Source organism: Bacillus sp. DJP31, assembly GCF_049310945.1.
Taxonomy (GTDB): domain Bacteria; phylum Bacillota; class Bacilli; order Bacillales; family SA4; genus Bacillus_BS.
Genome location: NZ_JBMERO010000012.1, coordinates 102365 through 129301 on the forward strand (window position 1 = coordinate 102365; position 26937 = coordinate 129301).

Consider the following 26937-nt stretch of genomic DNA (forward strand, 5'->3'; position numbering starts at 1 on the left):
CTTTATATTTATAGTACGTTCACATTACTTAGAAGTTTCATTTTGTTGGAGTAGCTTGTAAAGAAGATCAGCCACTTTGTTCGTATTATGACGAATAACCTCTTCATTATATTGAATGATATTATCATGAATGATCTCTAACCCTAATGAAGAAAGCTTTTCTGTGTCATAAAAAACAGGTTTCGCTAATTCTTTTGCATACTTTTCTTGAATATATGCAGGAATTTCTTCATCATTCACTAAAATTGTATCAATACATGTATTTCCGATATGAGAATATAGGGCTTCCACATGGTCGCTAGCCGTATAGTCGAGTGTCTCACCAGCTTGTGTCATCACATTGCAAATGTAAATTTTTCGCGCTTTTGCTTTTATGATTTCCTCTTTTATTTTAGGTACCAATAAATTAGGTAAAATACTTGTATATAAGCTTCCTGGACCGATCACAATCAAATCTGCTCTTCTAATCTCCCGAATCGTTTCTGATAATGGTTCGATTTCTTCTGGAGTTAAAAATACACGTTTAATTTTTTTTCCAGAGTAAGGGATTTTTGATTCCCCAGAAACAATGGACCCATCTTCCATTTCAGCATGAAGGACAATACTTCGATTAGCTGCAGGAAGCACTTTACCTTTTACATTCATAACCTTGCTCATTTCACGGATTGCATGCATGAAATCACCGGTTATATCGGTTAAGGCAGCTAATAATAGGTTTCCAAGTGCATGGCCTGACAGACCACTACCGGTTTTAAAGCGGTGCTGAAATAGTTCGACAACTAGTGGTTCCACATCTGATAAAGCAGCTAACACGTTTCGAATGTCACCTGGAGGAGGAATTTGAAGTTCATCCCGTAAACGACCTGAACTTCCACCATCATCCGCAACTGTTACAATCGCTGACAAGTGAACCGGGTATTCCTTTAAACCTCGGAGGAGGACAGGCAATCCCGTTCCACCCCCGATGATGACAATCCTTGGTTTTTTTGTTTTATCCATTAACGATTTTCCTTTCTCCTCTCAATATCGCGGTGACTAATGTGAGTTCGATAATCTGCTTCAAAATAGTGCCCGATTTTTTCTGTAAGGGCTACAGAACGGTGCTGTCCACCAGTACATCCAATGGCAATAACAAGCTGGCTTTTTCCTTCCCTCTTATATTGAGGGAGCATAAAGGTTAATAAATCTAGCACCTTTTCTAGAAACTTCTGTGATTCTGACCACTTTAAAACGTAAGAGGACACTTCTTCATCCATACCTGTCTGCGGTCTCATATGTTCTATATAATGAGGGTTTGGCAGAAAACGAACATCAAAAACTAAGTCTGCATCAATTGGAATCCCATATTTAAAACCGAAGGAAAGCACATTTACAGTAAATATTTGTTTACTGTGTGCTGCAAATTGCTTCAAGATTTTTTCCCGGAGTTCCCGCGGCTTTAAATCTGAAGTATCTAGTATGAGTTGTGCACGTCCCTTGAGCTCTTCTAAAAGTTCCCTCTCTAGTCCGATCCCTTCTAATGGTAAACCTGAAGGGGCTAAAGGATGAGAACGTCTTGTTTCTTTATAGCGTGTGACAAGTGTAGAATCCTTAGCATCTAAGAATACAATTTGTGGGGTGATCCAAGATTTTTTAGAAATATCATCTAAAGCTTGAAATAAACTATCAAAAAATTCTCGACCACGGAGATCCATTACGAGAGCCACTTTATCCATTTTGTTTCCTGATTCTTTCATTAGCTCTAAAAACTTAGGCAGTAAAGTCGGAGGTAAATTATCCACACAGAAGTAACCTAAATCCTCTAAACTCTGAATCGCAACTGTCTTTCCTGCACCAGACATCCCAGTAATAATAATCATTTGAACATCTTGAACGGACCCAGTACTCATTGAAATACCTCCTTCATTTTTTAAGTGGTTAGGAGTTAATTAGGATCTAAACGATATGAGATTAACTCAAAGTCAGGTGTATATGTAAATGTACCGTAGATGATACCTAATCCTTTTGTTGCAAAATCAATAATGTGATAGTCACCAGGAGCCATTACTAATGAAGAAACATCATCTATAGAATGCCAAGCAAGCTTTCCTTCTTCTGATTCATTTACATTTTCTCCCTCATACTCTGTGGCAAGAAAGGTAAACATCATCCACTCGGAAACTACTTGACCTTGTTCCTGAATAATAATAGTAAAGATTCCTTTTAAAGTTGGGTTTTTAACAAATACACCTGTTTCTTCCATAACTTCACGAATGACCGTGTCCTTAATCGATTCTCCCTGTTCCATCTTTCCTCCAGGGGCAACCCACCATCCACGACTAGGCTTCTGTAATAGAAGGACTTGATTATCCTTTAACAAGACACAATTTGTAACTCTTTGCATATTGCACACCTCATCGTCTATAAGTAAAGGGCAAGCACCTCGACCAGTCCTAGGCATAGCAAATGGTCTCGGGATCATAAAGGCTCTCTTTGCCTTTTTGGCCCCGAGGTTATTTGACGAGGGCACTGAAAAAGTCTGCTTTTTAATAAGTATGTGTTAGCATAATACCTGTTGATTTCTTAAAATAGCTCTTTTTTCGGAAGTAACTACTTTCTCAGTAGTCTCTATTTGACCTCGAGGGGCTAGGTGGTGGAGCTAGAACAATACCCTAGTTGAAAAAACTTATACTGACTTATCATTTTACTAAAGTACCTAACCCTTAGCTTGTTACCCTTTATTATACTATTATTCCGATAGCCTAACAATGAACGTGATTTGTCTATATTTACGTTTTATATGTAAACTTATAAAAACAATACCGTATTTGGATTATTGTGACAAAAAAAAGAGGCACGGGACATTTCCCGTGCCAAAACGTATATCTATAAAAGGGGGTCAATTACTTATCCTTATAATAACCCATTAATGTTTCACCCATGTTACAGAAGGGTTAAAACAACGTTACTTATTTGTAAACATGGTTCGACAAAAAGTGATATTTGTCATGGGATACCTAATTGTAAGGTAGAGAGCCCGAGCTTAATTATCTGTAACTTTTAGCTCTTCAAGTAATTCTTCAACAAAATGCTGAGCACTTTGGGCGGCAATACTACCATCACCAGTTGCGGTAACAATTTGTCTAAGTGTCTTTTCACGAACATCACCTGCAGCGAAAATACCTTCAACCTTTGTTTCCATACGGTTATTTGTTTCAATATAACCCATTGTATTCGTAATTCCTAGATTTTCAAAGGGCTTAGATAATGGGAGCATTCCAACATAAATGAAAACACCGTTTGTTGGAAGATTTTGCTCTTCTCCAGTTTCCGTGCTAACTAAAGTCACACTTCCTACTTTGCCACTGTCCTCATTGATTTCTTTTATCGTATGATTCCAAATGAAATTAACCTTCTCATTATTAAAAGCACGATCTTGGAGAATCTTTTGAGCACGAAGCTGTTCACGACGATGAACAATCGTTACTTTAGTTGCAAAGCGTGTTAAATAGACACCTTCCTCAACCGCAGAATCTCCACCACCAATGACAACAAGTTCTTTCCCTTTAAAGAAGGCACCATCACAAACCGCACAGTAGGATACCCCTCGGCCACCTAGCTCTTTTTCACCAGGAACTCCAACTTTTTTGTATTCCGCACCAGACGATATAATAATGGCTCTTGCCTTATATTCCTTTTTACCGGCAATGACCGTCTTATATTTTTTTCCATCAATCACTTGTTTAATGTCACCGTATGCATATTCCGCACCGAATTTCTTTGCATGATCAAACATTTTAGTGGATAAATCTGGACCTAATATATGATCAAAACCAGGGTAGTTTTCAACTTCCTCTGTGTTTGCCATTTGGCCACCAGGAATACCTCGTTCAAGCATTAGCGTACTCATATTAGCACGCGAAGTGTATACAGCAGCCGTCATCCCAGCAGGACCTGCTCCAATTATAATCACATCATAAATTTTCTCTTCCGTCATACAACTCACCCTCCATATCCCAACTTGTTCATCTATCCTTCTTTTAATATGAACTCATCCGTATACTCTTATCCTATAAAACCTTGTCGAAAACGTCCACAAATCTGCTTAAGAAACGTAATCAATGCGTAAACAGTACCAGTCACTTGTCATAAATTCCCGAAAAAAACACTCTTTCTTTACCGCTTTAAAGGAATGGGGGCCTGTCCCCCATTCCTTTAAAGCGGAGAAGCATTAAAAAAACTGCCCCCTCAAGGACAGCTTAGCTTAGTTCATACGAATGAAGTAAGGATATATATTTTCTCGCCGTCGCCACTGACACGTTATAGGTTTGTGACAATGCCTGCTTAGTTGGGGCATCTCCTCGTGTTTTAAGATAAAGGAATTCAACAGCAGCAGCTAGTGCAGGTGTATTTTTCAATTGATTCTCTGGTAATTGAGGCAGAACATAAAACCACTGAGATAACAGATCAGATAAGTTCAACTCGTCATGTTGATATCGACTATACAACAAATCTGCAACTAAAAATCCTTTTTCAAGCTGGGATTGATCCAATTCCTCCGAAGAATCCTGCTCTTTCATTTGAAGGTAAAGAGTAAGAACATCTTTCACCGCGAACAAATCAAGACTTTCAGCTTTTTCCCAAGGGGCTGACCCTTCCTTTTCAGGTTTAAGAGCAAGTACCTTTTTCCAAGCGTAAGTAGCAAGCTGTCCATATTTCATATGGTAGGCAGAATAGGAAAGCCAATAGTAAAAAGTAGCATCTCCATCAAAACCTATTTTTTTAAGCGAAAGTAACCAAGGTAGTGCCAGGTCATATTTACCCACCATTCCAAATGTCGCGCCAAGTTTATAACGATGCTCAATCAAAATGGGATGAACGACCTTTAGCTGATTTACTAGTAATTCAACCTTCTTGTCATTTCGCAAATAATAATAGATAACGAGCATATTGCATAACGCATGTAAATTTCCTGAATTTTTTTGAAGTACTTCACTTAATAGCTTTAGTGCGACCTCGGTCTCACCAATATAAAAGTGTGCTAACGCCAAATTATTGTGTGCTGACCAAAACTGTGGATGACCCTCTAAAAGCTCATTTAAAATTTCTATAGCTTGATGAAACTCTCCATCTTCCATAAGCTCCCGAGCATGATCCTGTAAGAATATCAGATCATCCTCATCCTCTTCCGTGTCGGGATCTATACAAAGAACTTCTAATAAGTCCTCAATTTCTTCCACAAAATCTCCGTTTGGAGCAAGCTCTAAGTATTTATATGCATGCTTCTTTGCCTCGTGAAACAAACCGAGGTGCGCATAATTATTAGATATAAAATAATAGCATTCTACCATTTCTGGATCAAGCTCTTCTATGACAATTTTGAAGTATTCAGTCGATAACTGATATTGCCCTGTATCTGAAAGAACGGTAGCTAATTGAAAAAGAATGGTTTGATCTTCTGGATCAAGCTCATGAGCCCTCTTCAAAAGATGTATGGCTCTATCTAACTCTCTATTTCGATAAGCACGCATGCCTTTTTTAAAGAAAAAATCTCCATCTATATGAAAGGGAATAACGATTGCCTTTTGCTCTATTGCACCCACTAGTTTACTCATCCCTTCCTCCCTTCGAAACCATCAATCATGAATTTTAATTATACCATATTCGACAAGTGCCAGTCACTCCCCGATATTTGTTGAAATTCGTCGGTTCACTGCTATCTATTCAAATATGAAATACACATCCACAATGCTCTCAGGAAACTCAACCTTTCCGCCAGGGGAGATTTACCCTATGAAGTGATCATGCTGACGGTCAATTAATAGCACTTTGTCACCGTCTTGAATCATACAGACTGTTATTAGTTTGTATTTTTTGTTTTCACTCACATTTTTTTAGCCCTTTTTTAATCGCTATTAGCAAGAATTGAGTGTTTCTTCCAATTTTATCAGTGAGATGGGATTGATTTGTGGTAATTAAGATGCAGCTCATATATAATACTAGGTTTCGAACAGCTAACCGTTAAGCTTTATGAGCAATAAATAGATTTTTTTATCGATTATTCGGATATATCAGCGATTATCTGGATATATCAGCGATTATTCGGATATATCAGCGATTATCTGGATATATCAGCGATTATTCGAATATATCAGCGATTATCTGGATATATCAGCGATTACTCGGATATATCAGCGATTATTCGGATATATCAGCGATTACTCGGATACATCAGCGATTATTCGGATATATCAGCGATTATTCGGATATATCAGCGATTATTCGGTTTTATCAGCGATTATTCGGATATATCAGCGATTACTCGGATATATCAGCGATTATTCGGATATATCAGCGATTATTCGGATATATCAGCGATTACTCGGATATATCAGCGATCACTCGAATATATCAGCGATTATCTGGATATATCAGCGATTATTCGGATATATCAGCGATTATTCGGATATATCAGCGATTATTCGGATATATCAGCGATTACTCGAATATATCAGCGATTATCTGGATATATCAGCGATTATTCGGATATATCAGCGATTATTCGGATATATCAGCGATTATTCGGATATATCAGCGATTATTCGGATATATCAGCGATTATCTGGATATATCAGCGATTATTCGGATATATCAGCGATTATTCGGATATATCAGCGATTATCTGGATATATCAGCGATTATTCGGATATATCAGCGATTATTCGGATATATCAGCGATTACTCGGATATATCAGCGATTATCTGGATATATCAGCGATTATTCGGATATATCAGCGATTACTCGGATATATCAGCGATTATTCGGATATATCAGCGATTATTCGGATATATCAGCCATTATTCGGATATATCAGCGATTATTCGGATATATCAGCGATTACTCAATTACCTCCAAAACCACAACTAAATGACCTATCTTCATCCGAAAATAGGCCCATTCCATGCTATTTACTTTATCCCTTTAAAGCGGCGGGGGACAGGCCCCCGCCGCTTTAAAGAACTACAGCGTTTGTTGACTCTTACCTTTTATGACGCTCTTCTAACGCTGCCAGCACTCGGTCTAGAGGTAGTTTTTGCTCTTGAAGTAGGACGAGAACATGATATAGGAGGTCTGCGACTTCCCAGGTTAGCTCCTCGGCATCACGGTTTTTTGCCGCAATAATGACTTCTCCTGCTTCTTCCCCGATTTTTTTAAGAATTTTATCGACACCTTTGTCAAATAGATAGGTCGTGTAGGCTCCCTCAGGGCGTTCCTTTTCACGAGCGGCTATAACGGATTCGAGTTCGTTTAGGATAGCAAAGCGATCACCACTAGTTAGTTCCTGCCCCTCGCCCTTTAACACTGTGTTAAAACATGTATATGCTCCCGTATGGCAAGCTGGACCTGCTGGGATTACTCCAACAAGAATCGCATCTTGGTCACAATCATATTTCATCGAGACAATCTTTTGAGTGTTCAAAGAGGTAGCCCCTTTGTGCCAAAGCTCTTGTCTAGAACGGCTGTAAAACCATGTCTCCCCCGTTTCAAGAGACTTTCCAAGCGACTCTTCATTCATATACGCAAGTGTTAGAACTTCCTTACTTACAGCATCTTGAACAATCGCTGGAACTAAACCTTTATCGTCGAATTTCACTTTTTCTATACTCACCTGACTGCCACACCTTTCTCGCGAAGATATTGCTTCACTTCTTTGACGGACGTTTCTTTATAATGGAAGATAGAAGCGGCCAAGGCAGCATCGGCTAGACCCTCTTCAAACGCTTCAACAAAATGCTCAGCCGAACCTGCACCGCCTGAAGCAATAACTGGAACGGTTACAGCAGAGCTCACAGCCTTCGTCAACTCAAGATTAAATCCGGATTTCTCCCCGTCCTTATCCATACTTGTTAACAGTATCTCTCCCGCTCCACGTCGAACTGCTTCCTTCGCCCAAGCGACCACTTCCCAATCAGTAGAATTTCTTCCACCATGTGTATATACTCGCCATGATCCAAGTTCCGCGTCGTACCTTGCATCAATCGCACAAACAATACATTGTGAGCCAAAAAAGTCAGCCCCTTCATTAATAAGACCCGGGTTAAGTAAGGCAGCTGTATTAACCGAAACCTTGTCTGCTCCAGCTCGTAAAATTCGTTTCATATCCTCTATTGTGTTAATTCCACCGCCAACTGTAAATGGAATGGCAAGCTTTGCTGCAACCTTCTCAACAACGTCAACCATTGTCTTTCTGCCTTCATTGGACGCTGAGATATCAAGAAAAACGAGCTCATCTGCACCTTCCTCATCATAGAACTTTGCTAGATCAACTGGATCCCCTGCATCACGCAGACCTACGAATTGAACCCCTTTTACCACACGACCGTCTTTTACGTCTAAACACGGAATAATTCGTTTGGCTAGCATGAGGTTTCCACCTCTCGAACAGCCTCGGCGACAGTAAACTGATTCGTATACAAGGCCTTGCCAACAATTGCTCCACCTACACCAAAGGAAGAGTACTCTTTTAACTTGCGCAAATCTTCAAGTGAGCTCACCCCACCTGAGGCAATAACATTTTTACCCGTTAGTTTGGCAAGCTCGACAACAGCTTCCACATTAGGACCTGAAAGCATCCCATCGGTTGCAATATCCGTAAAAATAAACGTTTCCGCACCAAACTCTACTAGCTCAAGAGCCAAATCCGTTGCTTTGACTGAAGATGTTTCCAGCCAGCCTTCTGTTGCCACTAGCCCATCTTTAGCATCAAGGCCAATGGCAATTTTGCCTCCATAAGCACGAAGCATTTCTTTGACAAATGTCGGATCCTTAATCGCCGCACTCCCTAGAATGACACGATCCACACCATTTTCTAAATAATATTCCACGTCTTGGCTCGTACGAATGCCCCCACCAATTTGAACGTTTGATCTAAGCTGTTTGGCAACTTGAATCACATACTCATGATTCACACGCTTGCCAACTTTTGCACCATCTAAATCCACCATATGAATCCAACTCGCACCTTGCTCTGAAAAAAGGGAGGCCATATCAAACGGAGAATCACCATACACCGTTTCTTTTTCATAATCACCCTGCAAAAGTCTTACACATTTGCCTCCCCGCATATCAATAGCCGGATAAATAATAAATTGGCTCATCCTATGTCCTCTCCCTTCTCTACAATGGTCACGAAATTCTTTAGCATGGCCATACCTAGCTCACTACTTTTTTCCGGGTGAAACTGTGTGCCAAAAACATTGTTCTTTCCTACCACTGCCGGTACTTGAACATCATACGAGGTGCTTGCAAGGATTACTTCTTCAACATCTGTGTCAACATGATAGGAGTGTACAAAATACACATAGCCTTCTTCTAGCCCTTCTAAAAGGGGATTTGACTGATGAAATGCCAAACGGTTCCAGCCCATATGAGGTACCTTATAGCTGTTGCCTTCACTGTCTACTCCAGGAAAGCGAGTCACACTCCCAGATAACAAACCTAGTCCAGATGATCGGCCATTTTCTGTGCTTTCCTCAAAAAGCAGCTGCATGCCAAGACAAATACCAAGCAATGGCTTCCCACTTGCTGCCTGCTGCTTTACAAACTCTGATAGACCCGTCTTATTCAGAATCTCCATTGCATCCTTAAAGGAACCAACACCAGGTAAAATGAGCCCGTCTGTTTGAGACAGCTCATGTTCATCACTAGACAGAATACACTCCACCCCAAGACGCTCTAATGCCTTACTCACGCTATATAAATTCCCCATGCCATAATCAATAATGCCAATCATCTATAACATTCCCTTCGTGGATGGGACCCCCTTAATTCGTGGGTCAATCGTTGTCGCCTCATCCAAAGCACGACCTAACGCTTTAAAAATTGCTTCAATAATATGGTGTGTATTTTGACCATAATGAACGATAACGTGAAGGTTCATTCTTGCTTCTAAGGCAAGCTTCCACAAAAACTCATGAACGAGTTCAGTATCAAACATTCCGACCTTTTGACTTGGAAACGCCGCTCGGAACTCGAGATGTGGACGATTACTCAAGTCCACCACAACCTGGGCTAATGCTTCGTCCATTGGTACAAAAGCATTTCCATACCGTTTAATGCCTTTTTTATCTCCTAGCGCTTCCTTTAAAGCCATTCCTAAACAAATACCGATATCCTCTGTTGTATGATGATCATCAATTTCGATATCGCCTTTTGCATCCACATTCAAATTAAATTGACCATGCTTCGTAAATAAATCAAGCATGTGATTCATAAAAGGGACACTCGTTTCTAAATCTGATTGACCTTCCCCATCAATGGTAAACTGAAGAGAAATTTGTGTTTCATTTGTATTCCGCTCCACGATCGCTTGTCGTAATTCTGACATCATACTTCCTCCAATCGATATTCAACTGCACGCGCATGGGCTTCCAAACCTTCTAATCTGGCAAAAGCCGCTACCTTATGTCCATTTTCCTTCATGGCCTGTTCACTATAGAAGATAATACTAGATTTTTTCATAAAGTCGTCCACATTCAAGGGACTTGAAAATCGAGCTGTACCGTTTGTTGGAAGAACATGGTTCGGTCCAGCAAAATAATCCCCGATTGGCTCCGAGCTATATCTCCCTAGGAAAATAGCTCCTGCATGTCGAATTCTACCAAGTAAATCCATCGGACTCTCAGTTATCACTTCCAAGTGCTCAGGCGCTAGCTCATTTACAAGATCAATAGCCGCATTTAAAGTATCCGTTACATAGATGGCCCCATACGTATCAATCGACACTCTGGCTATTTCTTTTCTTGGAAGCGTTTCAAGCTGCTTATACACTTCCTCTTTCACCTGCTCAGCAAGAGTCATAGAAGTCGTGACCAGAACACTCGATGCTCGTTCATCATGCTCAGCCTGTGACAACAGGTCGGCCGCTACTTCGACTGGTCTTGCTGTTTCGTCTGCCAAAATAACAATCTCACTCGGTCCTGCGATCATGTCAATTGAAACATGTCCAAAAACCTCACGCTTAGCAAGGGCCACATAAATGTTGCCCGGTCCCACGATTTTATCAACTTTTTCAATACTCTCTGTACCGTAAGCTAGGGCTGCAATTGCCTGAGCTCCTCCAACCTTATAAATCTCTCGGATGCCAAGCTCATTGGCTGCAACCAGAACACCCGCAGGTAGATTCCCGTTTTCAAGTGGTGGAGATACCATCACAATTCGTTTCACCCCAGCAACTAGAGCCGGAATGACATTCATTAAAACAGAAGAAGGATAAGCAGCCAAACCACCAGGCACATACATACCGACAGAATCTAAGGCGGTCATTTTTTGACCGAGTATTGTGCCGTTTTCCGAAGTTGTAATCCAAGATTCTCTTTTTTGTCTTTGGTGATAATCTTTAATATTACTAGCTGCTTCACGTATGATCGGTAAAAGCTGCTCATCTAGATCTTGATAGGCTTCTTGGATTTCCGTATCCGTCACCCTTAACTGATCTAAGGCTACACGATCAAACTTCTCGGTCAAAGAAAAAAGGGCTGCATCCCCGTTTTTCCTTACCTCTGTGATAATATCTAGGACGGCAAAACGCTGCTCGTCTGTTCCTTGTTCAAGTGTCCGTTTTAACGAGGCAGAGTCTGGATTTTTAACTATGTTCATTGGTTCCCCTCCTTTACTCAATTACGTTTGATAGCCGTTGAACTAACTCATCTATGATTTGATCCTTCACTCGGTAACTCACTGGGTTTACAATTAGCCGTGAGGTGATATCGGCAATTCTCTCTAATTCGATCAGCCCGTTTTCCTTTAACGTTTGACCGGTTGACACAATATCTACAATCCGATCGGCAAGACCAATGAGTGGCGCAAGCTCAATGGATCCATTTAGTTTAATTATTTCGACTTGCTCCCCTTGCTCTCTGAAGTAACTTGCGGCCACGTTTGGATATTTTGTTGCTACCTTTGGTGCCACATCTCGAAATGTCACGTTTGCTAGACCTGCTACCGCAAGATGACATTCACTAATCTTCAAGTCAAGAACTTCGTACACATCACGATCTTCTTCCATCATGACATCTTTTCCAGCAATCCCTACATCAGCAACACCGTGCTCCACATAGGTCACCACATCCATGGGCTTTGCTAAAATAAAGCGCATTCTTGCCTCTTCTATATCTAAAATGAGCTTTCTTGACTCATCAAATTCTTCTGGTATTGGGTATCCGGCCTTTCTCATCAGCTCAGCTGCTTCTTCAAAAATCCGGCCTTTTGGCATAGCAATGGTTAGGAAAGAACTCATCTGTGATTCTCACTCCCTATAAAATAAGAAACTTCTTTAAATTTCGCGGTAAAAGAATCAACGTCACTGACTCCCGCTAGATCCTGTAGAACAACCTTCTCACCTTGTTCTCTTCTAGAGGTCGCATACTCGATCGCAGCTTCTCTTTTCTCCTGGCTAAAAATCACACATTCCTTGGATACCGTTTCCATATTTGCCTTAATTGCCTCAAGCAAATAATCAAGACGGATGGCAAATCCTGTTGCATCTGCTGAACGATCGAATAACTCTAATAACTGATCATAACGTCCACCACCACAGATCGGATAGCCTACCTCTGGTGAATACCCCTCAAACAAAATCCCCGTATAGTAACTCATATGTGGAACTAAATTAAAGTCTAGCTTCACATAAGAAGTCACCTTATGTGCTTCCAAAGAGTACCAAAGCTGCTTTAACTCATCTATTGCCTTAATGGCCTCTTCAGTCTGTGCAAGCTCACTAGCTTTCTCCAAAATATCATTTCTACCACGCAATTGCAGAATAGCTAACAATCTTTCTTTTTCAATAGAGGGAAGGGGCAAAGCGTTCACGTGCTCACGGTAGCCCACATAATTTTTTTCATATAAGAACCTTCTTATTTCTTTCACACTTTTCTCATTTCCTAACACTTCGAAAAAAAGTGCATTAATAAATCCAATATGACCAATGGCTACGGTAAAGTTCGGTAGCCCAGCTTTCACTAGAGATTCAATCATCAACGTAATCACTTCAGCGTCTGCACTGGAGGTTCCGTCTCCAATTAACTCCACGCCTAGCTGCTCAAACTCTGCAGGTCTTCCGCCCACGCGCTGTTGGGCTCGAAATACATTCGTATCATAAGCAAGCCTGAGCGGATATCCGCCGGTATACAATCTCGAGGCTGCCAGTCTAGCAATCGGAGCCGTCATATCAGGCCTGAGAACAATCGTATGTCCTTGAGTATCCATTAATTTGAACAGCTGAGTATCTAAAATGGCAGAAGCTTTACCAACTGTTTCATAAAATTCCAATGTTGGTGTCTCTAGGAATTCATAGCCAAAGCCTTCAATCACGTTCGAGATTTTGTCACGTGTTTCTTTTTTTCTATTATATAAATTCGGTAGCGTATCCCGCATACCGATTGGTTTTTCAAACATTTTTCGCCTTGACATTAGGACACATCCTTTCATATAAAAGGGGATAAGTAATTCAGTTCTATTTTCTAAATACTTTAGTTCGCTAACATGGTAGAGGGGTGAAGTTATTTGTATTTTACACAATATTGGGTAAGGAGTCAATTATTTTAAGTGATTATCCCTTTTACTCAGAACAACATTCTCCGAAACAGATTGTTATAAAAAAACTTCAAACATGTGTCTATTGGAAGCTTTTTCAAGTAAGGCTGTTTTCTACACTTTGTTGTTATTTAAAAGAGTGTGCTTTCCACTCCAGGATACACCATTCCCCGGGGGAGTTATAGCAGTTTAAAGGCTTGCCGAATTTCATTTATGAGCGGAATTCTGATTTTATCGTCCGAAACCTGGATATATCGTCCGTTTTTTATTTTTATCAGCCGAAATTCAAATATATCAGCCGAAATACCACCTTTATCGGAAATTATACAAAAATCCCCAAAACAAGACCCCCCAACACCCATTCAGATGCGAATCAAAATAAGGTGATACATAAATTTCTCAGTAGAACAAATGGCGCAACCGCCAAGTTTAGCCGAGAAAAGCGGACTGTGGGGCTGGAGTTGGATTCATATGTACTCACCTTATAAATTCTAATAGTAAAAAAGGCCACAAACCTAATGGCTTGCAGCAAATGTATCTTCTTTTTGACGTTGGTCCATTTCTTCCTTTGTGTAGATGACACGCATCGGATTTCCACCAACAAACGAACCCGCTGGGACATCGCGATGGACAAGTGTCCCCGCGGAAACAATGGCATCGTCCCCAATTATCACACCCGGTAAGATTGTGGTATTGGCTCCGATCATGACTCCACTACCAATTACTACATCACCTAAACGGTATTCCTTAATTAAATACTCATGTGCGAGAATCGTCGTATTATACCCTATGACTGAATTTCTCCCAACACTAATCTTCTCAGGAAACATGACATCGAGCATCACCATAAGGGCAAACGCTGTGTGCTCTCCTACCTTCATTCCAAGGAAGTTTCGATACAACCAATTTTTGACCGGCAAAAATGGTGTATATCTGGCAAGCTGAATGACAACAAAATTCTTTACAACTTTCCAAAACGGAACGGTCTTATAGATATGCCATAAGGAATTCGCTTCCTTTACAGGAAACCGAGTGGTCCTTCTCACGATTACTCATCTCCTAAAATAGAGAGCAAATCACTCATGTTTTGTAGCATATAATCGGGTTTAAATGTCTGCAAATACTCCGCACCTTTTAACGACCACGCCACACCTGCCGTTTTGGTTCCCGCATTTTGACCACCTACTATATCATGATGATTGTCCCCAACCATTATGGTTTCTTGTGGAGAAGATCCTAATTGTGCCAACGCTTTTTCGATAGGCTCTGGGTGAGGCTTGGCATTTTCAACATCATCTAATGTGACAACCACATCAAAAAATGGATCTAGCTTAGTCAGCTTAAGCCCCATATTCACTGTCCCACGGAGCTTCGTCGTGACAATTCCTAATTTGTATCCCTTTTTATGCAACGCTTCAACCGTTTCATATACCCCTTCAAACTCTGTCACAAGCTGATCATGATGTGACAAGTTATGCGTACGATACGTTGTAATCATTTCATCCACACGACTTTCATCAATGGCAACAAATGTGTCATATAAGGGCGGTCCGATAAATTGAATCGCATCCTCGCGATTATATTTATCAGGATAATAATGATCTAACGTATGAAGAAATGAGGCAATAATTAATTCATTCGTATCAATTAAAGTCCCGTCTAAATCAAATAATAGAGTATTAATTTTCAAAGGTAGCTTCCTTTCTTTTCATAGACTGTACTCGTTTCCAAATAAAAGCAACGACAACTGTTAATAGTATGGCCACACCTAAGCGGATTAGTAAAAGGGGCCATACTGGGATGCCGAGTGGGATAAAAATAAGCGTATCCTCTACAACCGCGTGACACGAAACTAGAAAGATAAAGGCGAGTGTTAAATCCTTTTTACTCACACCATCCTCTTTAGCCGCCTGAATCATGACACCAGCGCCAAAGGCTAATCCGAATAACAGACCTGCTGCTAAGGTTGTCGATGTATTTTCCTTCATTCCAAGCAATTTTGTAACAGGAGACATCCATTTTGAAAATATCGCCAAATATTTTAAGTCCTTTAACACTTGAATGACTATCATCAGTGGAATCACAATAATTGCCAGCTGAAAAATACCAAGTAAAGCTTTTGAAACTGCACTAAAAAGGATAGGAAACCATCCTGTGATAACATCCTCTTGCTTGGTTATGAACCCATATTGCGCAAGCTCACCGCCACCGTTCCAGACGAGGTTGATCACAAATGCCGATACTAGGGCTAACCCCAATCTAACGAAGACCGTAAGCCACACACTCACTCCTACTTTTTTCGCAACTGTCGATTCAATGATTAAATTATGTGAAAATGACAGCATTATGGCCAAAATAAATACCTCTTTTATCGATAAATCCAATGATAAAATGGCACCTATTGCCGCATATATGTTTAGAAAATTCCCAAGAACAAGTGGAATGGCCGCATCCCCAGATAGTCCAATCCAGCCCATAATTGGTGTGATCCCCTTCATTACCCATGCCATAAGCGGCGTATACTGAAGAAGCATGACAATTATGGTAATCGGAAAAATCACTTTTCCTAATGTCCAGGTTGTCTGTAGCCCAACAAAAAATCCTCTTTTTATACTTCCTACCATGCTCTCTCTTCTCCTCATAGTTCAAGGCTCTATTTGTTGTCTGGATCTAGGTATCGCTTTTCTGAATACCCCTTAATGCGTCGGAAGATCAGTAGTCCAATAGCTACTAAGATTAGGGCAATTGATATAACCTGAGCAATTCTTAAGTATTCTGTTAGCATTAAGCTATCTGTTCTTAGACCTTCAATAAAGAATCGTCCAATCGAGTACCAAATGACATAGGATAAAAATAACTCACCACGTCTTAGGTTCACACGTCTTAAAAGTAGGAGAATGACTAGACCTACAAGACTCCATAAAGATTCATATAAAAAAGTCGGATGATAATAGGTTCCGTCTATGTACATTTGATTTACGATGAATTCTGGTAAATACAAACCCTCTAAAAACTCACGTGTGACTTCTCCACCGTGTGCTTCCTGATTCATAAAGTTACCCCAACGTCCGATGGCCTGCCCCAAAATAATACTCGGTGCCCCAATATCGGCAAGCTTCCAGAAGGAGATCCCTCTTTTTCTAGCAAAAATAGCAGCAGTCACGAAAGCTCCAATTAATCCACCATGAATCGCCAATCCACCCTCCCAAATCATCAATATCTGTGAAGGGTTTTCTAAATAATAATCCAATTTAAACAAGACATAATACAATCTTGCTGACAAAATCCCAATCGGTATTGCCCAAAGCACTAAATCTACAAAAACTTCTTTATCAAGACCTCTTCTCTCTGATTCACGAACAGCTAGCCATAAACCTAGCATAGCCCCTGTTCCAATAATGACTCCATACCAATAAATCGTTAAAGGACCTAATTCTAAAAACACACGGCTTAATTGCGGTATCGTCTCTTCCACTTGCTTTCCACTCCCTTGTCTCAATCTTTTTTATTTCTATATTCTTTTTATATATCCTCGTTTTCCCCATCTTCAATCACACTGGCTTGCTTACTAGTAAACTGTTCTGCCGCATTGATTCCCATTCGTTTTAATCGGAAATTCATCGCGGCTACCTCAATAATAACGGACAAATTTCGACCAGGGCGAACAGGTACCGTAATCTTTGTTATATCTGTATCGATGATTTTTATCTTCTCATCGTCTAATCCAAGGCGGTCATATTGCTTGGTTGGATCCCAAAGTTCTAGATTCACAACAAGTGTAATCCTTTTATACGAACGAACAGCTCCTGCACCAAATAATGTCATCACATTAATAATCCCTAAGCCCCGAATTTCGAGTAAATGCTCAATAAGTGGCGGCGCATTTCCAACTAGTGTATCCTGATCCTCCTGACGAATCTCCACACAATCATCCGCAACTAAACGATGACCTCGCTTGATTAATTCAAGAGCTGTTTCACTTTTACCCACTCCACTTTTACCAGTAATGAGTACTCCGACTCCATAAATATCAACCAATACTCCATGAATGGCTGTTGTCGGAGCGAGCTTCCCTTCCAAGTAATTCGTCAGTCGACTTGATAGTCTAGTTGTTTTGACAGTTGAACGCATAACAGGCACGGATTCTCTTTCTGAAGCTTCAATTAATTCCTTAGGAACTTCAAACCCTCGCGAAAGAATGATCCCAGGCGTGATGTCTGTGCACAGCTTATCCATCCGATCCTTTTTTTCCTCATCTGAAAGCTGTTCATAAAAGGACATCTCAGTTTTCCCAAGAAGCTGTATCCGTTCAGCAGGATAATAGGTAAAATAACCCGCCATCTCAATCCCTGGACGTGACAAATCACTCGTTGTAATCGTTCGCTTGATTCCTGCCGCTCCACTTATCAATTCAAGATGAAACTGATCAATTAAGTCTTTCGTCCGAACCTTTATCATTTTTCAACCTCCAGTTACTGGTCTTACTTTTATGTATCGTCAAAAAAAACCTAGTGGTAAAACTCAATAAGTACAAGTTTATTGTACCATTAATGAACATAGTGGAGAAAGGTCTTGCCCCTTATCTATTGGATAATATCTTGAAATAAACAAAAAAAATAGAATTCCCTAAAATACTAAAGGAATTCCTACAATACTACTTTCTTTTCTTCTTTTCTGTCATGGGTTCAATGATGATCTTCTGAATCAACAGGTTTAATATCGAGATAATAATGGCAGCAATAACAGCCATGCCAAAGCGCTCAATAACAAATGAATCACCCATAATGGCTTGTGTCATCCACAACGTGATCGCATTGATGACAAATAAGAATAGTCCAAGTGAAAGAATCGTCACAGGTAAAGTGAGCAATACAAGAATCGGTTTCACGAGTACATTAAGAACAGATAAAAGAATACTTGCAATGATCGCTGCTCCCACTCCTTCAATATGAAACGAGTCGAAGTAGCCTGCAACAACAATTAAAACGATACTATTCACAATGATGGAAGAGATCCATTTCATTAACGAATCACATCCTCTTCATTTGGAACAAGGAGCATCCATGCCAAATAAACAAATGCTAAAGTCCCAACACCTAAGATTAATCCGACAACAAATAATACACGTAATAATGAGGCATCCATTCCGGTATAAGCAGCAAGTCCTCCTAGTACTCCAGCAAGTTTCCGATCAGACCTTGAACGAGATAGTTTTTTCAAATTAATTAGTTCACCTCTTTCTCTCGTATTAAAATGGAACCTGTTTTGGTATCGATATCAATAAATAACGGCTCATTCTCTTCTAAGTGGGTTGTTTTAAATTTCAAATATTTTTGAACAACTTCCGATTTTTCTTCTTTTCTCTCAATGTTTGGTAAATTACACACTAGGTTTCCAATGTTCGTTTTGATTTCACCGCGAAGGGCTCTGTTACTTGGTACAAATACATCAACATTACCTGTTGTTGATTTTATTAGTGCAGTTTCACATTGGGCATCATTTATTGTACATACAATATTCCCATTAAAGCTTTGTAAATCTGCTTTCTTGTAGGATCCATCTACTTTAATGGTGCCATTAATCGTCTCAGCCTCAACATGTTGGCTTATCAGACTCGTGACCGTGATGTGGCCGTTTGCTGTTTCAACCTCAAACTTATCTGTATGAAAACCAGTCACCGTAATTTTTCCATTGGCTGTCTTTGCTTTAAAATTCTTTACACGTAACTGTTCTCCATCTATTTTCCCATTAAACAAACGCACTGAAATCGTTTCATACACTTCCTTTGGTAAGTAGATAGAGGCATTCACTTTCATCTTCTTCCTTTGAACCGAGTATCGTAACTTCCCTCCTTCGATGGAAAAAAGAACATCCTGTAAAAAAGTTTTCCTCGCTTCCTCTTGTGTTTCCACCTGATACACTTGTGCATCACATTCCACTCGAACATCACGCTCAGACCATGGGATGAGACGAACACTTCCATTGGCCACGTCAATGTCCACATCTGTTAGATACACATCAGAATGCTGAAAGATATGGGTAACAGAAACCGAGGATCCAAAATTAAAATCAAGGTCAAAATCTTTTAATTTCTTAAATGCTTTATCGACAAAATCAAGAACACTATCTTTGACCGATGCTGCTTTAGCTGACTTAGATTTATGCTGAGATCCGCCTTCCTCCCAGTTAACTTGTGTTGAAAGCTCTGTAACAAGGGACTCCTGCTTCTCTTCCATTATTTTATGATCATTTTCTAACTTCTCAAGTAGTTGAATCGCATCCTCAGCAGAAAGCTTTCCCTCTTCAATCATCTTTAAAATACGCTTTCGTTCCTCTAAAATCGACATAAGCTCACACCTTTTTTCGTTTTTTTATTTAGACGCTTAAATTGAACAAATCCTTTCAATTTAATAGCTTCTTAAGACTTCTATGCCCTTCACTACATTCCATATAATGACGACGATGTTCAAAATAAACGTCAAGATTATTCCTAAGATTAGGACACCTGCCACTACTTCTCCCACTCCTGACATAAAGCCGCCTATCAAAAGAAAGGGAATGGTCACAACCGGTATCAAATGTGAAATAAATGCATGCTTCGCGTGTTTCTTTACTTCCCGGTCATTCACTATAAAGTAAACAATAATTGGTAAAATAAACCCCGCAAAAAATATACTAAAGTAGCATAATGCTGAAATGATCTTGTTTGAGTCATTGTTGTTCATACCATCATCACTTCTCCTTTGATAGTATTTACGGATGAGCGTGTCATTTTGTTTCATGAATATAAAGTTTTTTTAAAATTTACTTCCTAAGTGATTTTATTAAGGAAGCAGATCTAATTATGCCAACTGATGAAAATTAAAGGGACAAATTAATATTGAGAAATTCAGATAGGTAACACTTAATTGGACAAAAAATAAGGTCATGTAGTCTAAAAGTAATAATATTGAGGAGAATCTTCTATGACAAAGAGAGAACGTCGAACGTATACAACTGAGTTTAAACATCAAGTCTTCCAGCTGCACCTTAATGGTAAATCACGAAATGATATCCATAACTCCTTCTAAGTTTGATATGTGGACGAATCTGAGTGAAACTTCTGGATCATTCAAAGAAAAGGTCTAAGCCTTTCTTAACCAAATTCTTGAACAATTTTAATTTACCTACGTATAGGATTTCCCTCGAGAAACCAGTATCAGGATCACGATAATCCTCGAAGAAATTCAAATGTTCGTCATTTGGAAAGCCCTTATCAAATCGTGCCATGATAGAGGCCTCCGGTGGAACGTGCTTTAAAGCTTCGATGGCAGCTTCAGTCATTCCTGCTGATGTAAAAGCCTTTCCATTTCTTAACTCAGCGTGTAAACACAACCGACTAATGCCTTCAAATACATAAAGAGCATGAAAACTTTTCTTGCCTGGATTACTTGAATTAAACCCTCTTCGGCTCTTTTTTGATTTCCATAAACCGTGTTGACAGAAGAATCAAAGTCAAGAATCACACGTTCTTGATTGGCTAAAATACGTTGGGTTAACACTTGATTTGTTTCGCTAAAACCAATCAAATCTTCCTTCTGTTGAAACCGCTTCAGGTCGTTGTAGTAGGTTGTGTAATCTGGCAATTTACGCCATCCAAAGAACCGTTTTAGCATGATTTCATCTTCGATGTCTTCTAAGTGAGCTATCCTCTCCTTACCTAATAGGCGACCTAAAATATGAGCTAATGAAACTTGTGATAAAGGGTATCTTCCCCCTGATTTCCTCACAGAAAGATGATCTTCTAATAAATCACTCAGCCCAATCTTTTTAATATAGTCAAGAAGGGAGGGGGAGAGTTTATCCTTCTATCTATTTGTTCTGTAGAAAACTGATTCATGACTTCCAGTTATGCAAAAAACTTCTTACTAATTGCAAATAAACTGTGGATAACCAAAAGTTATTCACAGGTTCGAAATTCAGGATAATAACATTCTCATTCTCCTTCATAAAAAGGTTATAGCTCTCTTGAAGTAGAGAGCTTTTATAATGTCAGTTATTGTGTTTATTAGATGTTCATGCAAGGAAGAGAAAATAGTTTTTATTTGTGCAAGTAAACCAACAGAAGTGGCTACTTTTCCATCATGAAAGGCTATCATCCTCAATAACTTGTAGATTTTAAAATACCCTTACTAAGTAGGGATATTCTTATTATAGAGCCTGTTCAAAAAGGAGGACAAAAAGAGCAAAGAAGTTCAAGGAAGCGAAGTCTTGAGCTACCTGCGCGTATGTTTTGTATACGTGAGGAGAGGAAAGACGAGCTGACGAAGAAATTCGAAGCTATTTTTGCCGGACTTTTTGAACATCCTCTTATACGTATTTCCAAACCACGCAATCACTCCTTACTTAGTAAGGAATGATTGCAACTAAACAAAAACAAAGACCCCAAACCGGGTGTTGGGGCCTCTCCTTTATACTTGCCCGATCGATTCTAATTCTTTAATTCGTTCATTCGTTCTCTTTCGATCTCTTTCTAGAACTGGCTTTAAATAACGGCCTGTGTAGGACGCTTCTACTTTTACGATGTCTTCTGGAGTTCCAGTGGCAACAATGGTACCACCTTTATCTCCGCCCTCAGGACCAAGATCGACAAGGTAGTCTGCTGTTTTGATTACGTCAAGGTTATGTTCAATGACTAATACCGTGTCCCCGTTATCAACTAAGCGTTGAAGTACTTCAAGTAAACGAGCAATGTCATGTACATGAAGTCCTGTGGTCGGCTCATCCAGAATGTACATCGATCTTCCCGTTGAACGCCTGTGAAGTTCGGATGCAAGCTTCACACGTTGTGCCTCTCCACCTGAAAGGGTGGTTGCAGGCTGACCGAGTGTTATATATCCAAGACCAACATCAAAAATAGTTTGCAGCTTTCGACTAATCTTAGGAATGTTGATGAAATACTCAAGCGCGTCCTCGACTGTCATTTCTAAAACATCTGAAATGTTTCTGTCTTTGTATTTCACTTCTAATGTTTCTCGGTTGTAGCGTTTTCCATGGCAAATCTCACAAGGTACATACACATCTGGAAGGAAGTGCATTTCAATCTTTATGATTCCGTCACCACGGCAGGCTTCACATCTTCCACCCTTTACATTGAAACTGAATCTACCTTTTTTATAACCTCGAACCTTGGCTTCATTTGTTGTTGAAAACACATCACGAATATCATCAAAGACACCCGTATAGGTTGCTGGGTTTGAGCGAGGCGTTCTCCCGATTGGTGATTGATCAATTTCAATGACTTTTTCTAATTGTTCAATTCCCTTTACTTCTTTATGCTCACCGGGTCTAACCTTGGATTTGTTGAGTTTCTGGGCAAGAGATTTGTAGAGAATTTCATTAATCAACGTACTTTTCCCTGATCCTGAAACTCCCGTTACCGCAATAAAGGTTCCTAAAGGAAATTTGGCTTTCACATTTTTTAAATTATTTTCCTTAGCACCTGTTACTTCCAAGAAACGACCATCTGGTTTTCTACGTTCTGCGGGTAGTGGAATAAATCTCTTTCCTGACAGATATTCCCCTGTTAAGGATTTTGGATCATTCATGACTTCTTGGGGTGTGCCCGCTGAAATAATTTCTCCTCCGTGTACACCAGCACCCGGACCTATATCAATTAGATAATCCGCAGCCATCATCGTATCCTCATCATGTTCAACGACGATTAAGGTGTTTCCAATGTCTCGCATACTGTGTAGGGTATGGATCAGTCTGTCATTGTCTCGTTGATGAAGTCCAATTGAAGGCTCATCTAATATGTATAAGACCCCTGTTAAACGAGAACCAATTTGCGTTGCTAAACGAATTCGTTGGGCTTCCCCACCTGAAAGTGTACCCGCTGCTCGGCTCATGGATAAGTAATCTAATCCAACATTAATCAAGAAGCCAAGACGTTCCCGAATCTCGCTGATGATCATTTGAGCTATTTTCGCTTCTTTTTCAGATAAATTTAAGTTGGTAATATAATTGTAGGCTTCGGTAACCGAATAGTTGGTGACATGACCCACATGGTGCCCATCAATAAAAACAGCTAAGCTTTCCTTTTTTAGACGATGACCTTCGCAGGTAGGACAAGGCTGCTGTGCCATATACTTTTCCATCTGTTCTCGTATATAGTCAGAGCTCGTATCACGATAACGCCGTTCAACGTTTGCGATAATTCCTTCAAATTCAACATTATTTTCACGGATTTGTCCAAAATCATTTTCATAGCGGAAGTAAATTTCTTCTCCGTTGCTACCATACATGATCCGATCCATTAAATGTTTCGGGATATCCTTTACTGGAATGTCCATATCAATTCCGTAATGATTACAAATGGACTCTAGCAGCTGAGGATAATATTGAGAGCTTGTGGGCTGCCAAGGTGCGATCGCGTGCTTCTTTAAAGAAACATCCCAATCTGGAATAACAAGCTCAAGGTCAACTTCAAGCTTGGATCCAAGTCCATCACAGCCTTGGCAAGCACCGAACGGGCTATTAAAGGAAAACATTCTTGGCTCTAGTTCACCAATCGAGAACCCGCAATGTGGACAAGCATGATGCTCACTGAAAAGAAGCTCTTCTCCTTTATCCATTTCATGGACCATAACTTTTCCATCACCTAATCGAAGGGCTGTTTCAATAGAATCAGACAGACGGGCAGAAATTCCATCCTTCACAACGATTCGGTCCACAACCACCTCGATTGAATGCTTCTTGTTTTTTTCTAACTCAATGTCGTCGGCAATTTCTAGCATTTCTCCGTCAACACGAACACGAACAAAGCCTTGCTTTTTAATATCTTCTAAGACCTTTACGTGTGTTCCCTTTCGACCACTCACCATCGGGGCTAATATTTGAAGCTTTGTCCTCTCAGGGTATTCAAGGATTCGGTCCACCATTTGTTGGATTGTTTGAGAAGTAATTTCGACACCATGCAAGGGGCAAATGGGTCTTCCAACACGCGCAAATAGTAGACGCAGATAATCGTAAATTTCCGTAACAGTTCCGACAGTCGATCTAGGATTACGACTGGTTGTTTTTTGGTCAATTGAAATAGCAGGTGATAAGCCTTCAATTGCATCTACATCAGGCTTGTCCATTTGACCTAGAAATTGTCTTGCGTAGGCGGATAACGATTCCACGTAACGTCGTTGCCCTTCCGCATAAATGGTATCGAACGCTAATGAAGATTTCCCAGAACCAGATAAACCTGTGATGACCACAAGCTTATCTCTCGGAATGGTGACATCTATGTTTTTTAAATTGTGAGCTCTGGCTCCCTTTACTACAATCTTATCCATTGCCATTTGTTATTTTCCTTCCGCTTTCAGTTCTAATAGAAGATCACGTAGCTCGGCTGCTCTCTCAAAATCAAGGGCCTTAGCCGCTTCCTTCATTTCTATCTCTAGGCTAGCAAACAGTTTCTTTCTTTCTGTCTTTGAGAGCTTCGCGAATGAAGGTTTTACATCATACTCTTCCTCTGACTCGGCCGCGACAGTCGCTCGAATAATATCACGTATTTTCTTTTGAATGGTTGTTGGTGTGATCCCATGCTCTTGATTGTAAGCAGCCTGAATCTCACGACGTTCCCTTGTTACATTGATGGCAATTTCCATCGAGTTCGTAATCTTATCGGCATACATAATGACATGACCATTTGAATTTCGGGCGGCACGTCCTGTTGTCTGAATTAAGGAACGCTCTGAACGTAAGAATCCCTCTTTGTCCGCATCAAGAATAGCTACGAGTGAAACCTCTGGGAGATCTAGACCCTCTCTCAAAAGGTTGATTCCGATTAATACATCATACTTTCCTAATCGTAAATCTCTAATAATTTCGATTCGTTCCAACGTCTTAATTTCCGAATGGAGGTAATTAACCTTAATCCCTAGTTCCTTCAGGTAATTTGTTAAGTCCTCTGACATTCTCTTCGTTAACGTCGTGATGAGAACTCGTTCATTCCGTTCAACACGAAGATGTATTTCTCCAAGCAAGTCATCTATTTGCCCTTTAATTGGGCGGATCTCAATTGTTGGGTCGAGCAATCCAGTCGGACGGATAATCTGATGAACCATTTCAGGAGTATGCTCGATCTCAAAAGGACCCGGTGTTGCAGATACAAAGACTATTTGATTAATATGCTTTTCAAATTCATCAAAGGTTAACGGACGATTATCTAAGGCAGATGGTAAACGGAAGCCATGTTCAACGAGTACTGATTTTCGAGCCTTATCTCCGTTAAACATTCCTCGAATTTGAGGAAGAGTGACATGTGATTCATCCACCACAATGAGAAAATCCCTTGGAAAGAAATCAATGAGTGTATAGGGTGTTGAGCCTGATGGACGAAGCGTTAAGTGCCTTGAATAGTTCTCGATCCCCGAGCAAAAACCTACTTCTCTCATCATTTCTAAGTCATAACGAGTACGTTGCTCTAACCTTTGTGCTTCCAGTAACTTATTGTTCTCACGCATTTCTGCAAGTGTTACTTCTAATTCTGCCTCTATATTCTCAATCGCTACTTTCATCTTTTCTTCCCTCGTAACGAAGTGGGAGCGCGGGAAGATTGCCACATGCTCGCGGTCTGCAAGAATCTCTCCAGTTAAGGCATTCACTTCTCGAATTCGGTCGATCTCATCGCCGAAAAACTCAATACGAATACAGTGTTCGTCTCTTGATGCTGGAAAAATTTCCACGACATCACCACGAACACGGAACGTTCCACGTGCGAAATCAATGTCGTTCCTTGTGTATTGTATATCAATTAGATTGTGTAGTAATTGGTTCCGTTCCTTCTCCATACCCGTTCTAAGTGACAAAACGAGCTCTCGGTATTCTTCAGGAGAACCTAATCCATAAATACATGACACACTGGCAATGATAATAACATCATTTCGTTCAATTAAAGCTGATGTGGCCGAGTGTCGTAGCTTATCAATCTCGTCATTTATGGATGAATCCTTTTCAATAAATGTGTCTGTTTGTGGGACATAGGCTTCCGGTTGAAAATAATCGTAATAACTAACGAAGTATTCAACAGAATTATTTGGAAAGAATTCTTTAAATTCGCTATAGAGCTGGCCTGCTAGTGTTTTATTATGAGCAATGACCAAAGTTGGCTTATTAATTTCTTTTATGACATTTGAAATCGTAAATGTCTTTCCTGTTCCAGTTGCCCCGAGTAGCGTCTGGTATCTTTCATTATTATGAATTCCTTCAACAATCCTTTGTATCGCCTTTGGCTGATCTCCTTGTGGAGAATAGCCTGAGACTAATTCGAACTGATTTTCCAAACGGAAGCCTCCTGTCAATAAATAATATCTGTATCCTATTGTATCAAT

Annotated in this window: 26 protein-coding genes and 1 pseudogene; all 27 read right to left on the bottom strand. The window is 40.1% G+C overall.

Features of this window, described 5'->3' with window-relative positions; genetic code table 11:
• Positions 1-24: 24 nt before the first annotated feature.
• The 27 genes and pseudogenes from ACOI1C_RS12955 to uvrB all read right to left on the bottom strand — a co-directional run bounded on the left by ACOI1C_RS12955 (position 25) and on the right by uvrB (position 26889).
• Positions 25-999 (bottom strand): gluconeogenesis factor YvcK family protein, encoded by a 975-nt coding sequence (locus ACOI1C_RS12955; RefSeq protein WP_422510946.1) that lies wholly within the window; start codon positions 997-999, stop codon positions 25-27.
• Entirely contained in the window at positions 999-1889 is an 891-nt protein-coding gene (gene rapZ, locus ACOI1C_RS12960) for an RNase adapter RapZ (RefSeq protein ID WP_422510947.1), read from the bottom strand. The genes ACOI1C_RS12955 and rapZ overlap by 1 nt, the downstream gene beginning before the upstream one ends.
• Positions 1890-1924: 35 nt before the next feature.
• Positions 1925-2383 carry an NUDIX hydrolase gene (locus ACOI1C_RS12965; RefSeq protein WP_422510948.1) on the bottom strand — a complete coding sequence of 153 codons (459 nt, stop codon included), beginning with the start codon at positions 2381-2383 and terminating at the stop codon, positions 1925-1927.
• A 639-nt stretch (positions 2384-3022) separates the two neighbouring features.
• Positions 3023-3976 (bottom strand): thioredoxin-disulfide reductase, encoded by a 954-nt coding sequence (gene trxB / locus ACOI1C_RS12970; RefSeq protein ID WP_422510949.1) that lies wholly within the window; start codon positions 3974-3976, stop codon positions 3023-3025.
• A gap of 262 nt (positions 3977-4238) precedes the next feature.
• Positions 4239-5594, bottom strand: a complete 1356-nt coding sequence (locus ACOI1C_RS12975; RefSeq protein WP_422510950.1) for a tetratricopeptide repeat protein — start codon at positions 5592-5594, stop codon at positions 4239-4241.
• Positions 5595-5768: 174 nt separating this feature from the next.
• Positions 5769-5867, bottom strand: a pseudogene (locus tag ACOI1C_RS12980) (DNA mismatch repair protein MutT); the annotation flags it as partial.
• 1152 nt (positions 5868-7019) lie between these two features.
• On the bottom strand, positions 7020-7649 hold the full coding sequence (hisIE, locus tag ACOI1C_RS12985) for a bifunctional phosphoribosyl-AMP cyclohydrolase/phosphoribosyl-ATP diphosphatase HisIE (RefSeq protein WP_422510951.1): 630 nt from the start codon (positions 7647-7649) through the stop codon (positions 7020-7022).
• Positions 7646-8404 carry an imidazole glycerol phosphate synthase subunit HisF gene (gene hisF, locus ACOI1C_RS12990; RefSeq protein ID WP_422510952.1) on the bottom strand — a complete coding sequence of 253 codons (759 nt, stop codon included), beginning with the start codon at positions 8402-8404 and terminating at the stop codon, positions 7646-7648. Before hisF ends, hisIE begins: the two co-directional genes overlap by 4 nt.
• A complete protein-coding gene (hisA, locus tag ACOI1C_RS12995) occupies positions 8398-9138 on the bottom strand; it encodes a 1-(5-phosphoribosyl)-5-[(5-phosphoribosylamino)methylideneamino]imidazole-4-carboxamide isomerase (RefSeq protein WP_422510953.1) in 741 nt (246 codons plus the stop codon). Before hisA ends, hisF begins: the two co-directional genes overlap by 7 nt.
• A complete protein-coding gene (gene hisH, locus ACOI1C_RS13000) occupies positions 9135-9773 on the bottom strand; it encodes an imidazole glycerol phosphate synthase subunit HisH (protein WP_422510954.1) in 639 nt (212 codons plus the stop codon). The genes hisA and hisH overlap by 4 nt, the downstream gene beginning before the upstream one ends.
• The gene (hisB, locus tag ACOI1C_RS13005) at positions 9774-10367 is read right to left on the bottom strand and encodes an imidazoleglycerol-phosphate dehydratase HisB (protein WP_422510955.1); all 594 of its coding nucleotides are present in this window, start codon (positions 10365-10367) and stop codon (positions 9774-9776) included.
• Positions 10367-11638: a histidinol dehydrogenase gene (hisD, locus tag ACOI1C_RS13010; protein ID WP_422510956.1), complete on the bottom strand. Its 1272-nt coding sequence runs from the start codon at positions 11636-11638 to the stop codon at positions 10367-10369. The genes hisB and hisD overlap by 1 nt, the downstream gene beginning before the upstream one ends.
• Positions 11639-11651: 13 nt before the next feature.
• The gene (hisG, locus tag ACOI1C_RS13015) at positions 11652-12278 is read right to left on the bottom strand and encodes an ATP phosphoribosyltransferase (RefSeq protein ID WP_422510957.1); all 627 of its coding nucleotides are present in this window, start codon (positions 12276-12278) and stop codon (positions 11652-11654) included.
• Positions 12275-13450, bottom strand: coding sequence for an ATP phosphoribosyltransferase regulatory subunit (locus ACOI1C_RS13020; RefSeq protein ID WP_422510958.1), 1176 nt, complete (start codon positions 13448-13450; stop codon positions 12275-12277). The genes hisG and ACOI1C_RS13020 overlap by 4 nt, the downstream gene beginning before the upstream one ends.
• A gap of 638 nt (positions 13451-14088) precedes the next feature.
• Positions 14089-14619: an acyltransferase gene (locus ACOI1C_RS13025; protein ID WP_422510959.1), complete on the bottom strand. Its 531-nt coding sequence runs from the start codon at positions 14617-14619 to the stop codon at positions 14089-14091.
• A gap of 2 nt (positions 14620-14621) precedes the next feature.
• Positions 14622-15263 (bottom strand): pyrophosphatase PpaX, encoded by a 642-nt coding sequence (ppaX, locus tag ACOI1C_RS13030; RefSeq protein ID WP_422510960.1) that lies wholly within the window; start codon positions 15261-15263, stop codon positions 14622-14624.
• A complete protein-coding gene (locus ACOI1C_RS13035; protein ID WP_422510961.1) occupies positions 15253-16197 on the bottom strand; it encodes a nucleoside recognition domain-containing protein in 945 nt (314 codons plus the stop codon). Before ACOI1C_RS13035 ends, ppaX begins: the two co-directional genes overlap by 11 nt.
• A gap of 29 nt (positions 16198-16226) precedes the next feature.
• The gene (lgt, locus tag ACOI1C_RS13040) at positions 16227-17048 is read right to left on the bottom strand and encodes a prolipoprotein diacylglyceryl transferase (RefSeq protein WP_422510962.1); all 822 of its coding nucleotides are present in this window, start codon (positions 17046-17048) and stop codon (positions 16227-16229) included.
• A 47-nt stretch (positions 17049-17095) separates the two neighbouring features.
• A complete protein-coding gene (gene hprK / locus ACOI1C_RS13045; RefSeq protein WP_422510963.1) occupies positions 17096-18031 on the bottom strand; it encodes an HPr(Ser) kinase/phosphatase in 936 nt (311 codons plus the stop codon).
• A 196-nt stretch (positions 18032-18227) separates the two neighbouring features.
• A complete protein-coding gene (locus tag ACOI1C_RS13050) occupies positions 18228-18596 on the bottom strand; it encodes a phage holin family protein (protein WP_422510964.1) in 369 nt (122 codons plus the stop codon).
• Positions 18596-18793 (bottom strand): PspC domain-containing protein, encoded by a 198-nt coding sequence (locus tag ACOI1C_RS13055; protein ID WP_422510965.1) that lies wholly within the window; start codon positions 18791-18793, stop codon positions 18596-18598. The genes ACOI1C_RS13050 and ACOI1C_RS13055 overlap by 1 nt, the downstream gene beginning before the upstream one ends.
• A gap of 5 nt (positions 18794-18798) precedes the next feature.
• Positions 18799-19920 carry a DUF4097 family beta strand repeat-containing protein gene (locus tag ACOI1C_RS13060; protein WP_422510966.1) on the bottom strand — a complete coding sequence of 374 codons (1122 nt, stop codon included), beginning with the start codon at positions 19918-19920 and terminating at the stop codon, positions 18799-18801.
• 60 nt (positions 19921-19980) lie between these two features.
• Positions 19981-20298 (bottom strand): DUF4870 domain-containing protein, encoded by a 318-nt coding sequence (locus ACOI1C_RS13065; protein WP_422510967.1) that lies wholly within the window; start codon positions 20296-20298, stop codon positions 19981-19983.
• Between the two features lie 382 nt (positions 20299-20680).
• A complete protein-coding gene (locus ACOI1C_RS13070) occupies positions 20681-20842 on the bottom strand; it encodes a hypothetical protein (protein ID WP_422510968.1) in 162 nt (53 codons plus the stop codon).
• An 83-nt stretch (positions 20843-20925) separates the two neighbouring features.
• Positions 20926-21342: a hypothetical protein gene (locus ACOI1C_RS13075; RefSeq protein WP_422510969.1), complete on the bottom strand. Its 417-nt coding sequence runs from the start codon at positions 21340-21342 to the stop codon at positions 20926-20928.
• Between the two features lie 681 nt (positions 21343-22023).
• Positions 22024-24903: an excinuclease ABC subunit UvrA gene (gene uvrA, locus ACOI1C_RS13080; protein ID WP_422510970.1), complete on the bottom strand. Its 2880-nt coding sequence runs from the start codon at positions 24901-24903 to the stop codon at positions 22024-22026.
• A gap of 3 nt (positions 24904-24906) precedes the next feature.
• Complete coding sequence (gene uvrB / locus ACOI1C_RS13085) at positions 24907-26889, bottom strand: excinuclease ABC subunit UvrB (protein WP_422510971.1); 1983 nt, start codon at positions 26887-26889, stop codon at positions 24907-24909.
• Positions 26890-26937 lie beyond the last annotated feature (48 nt).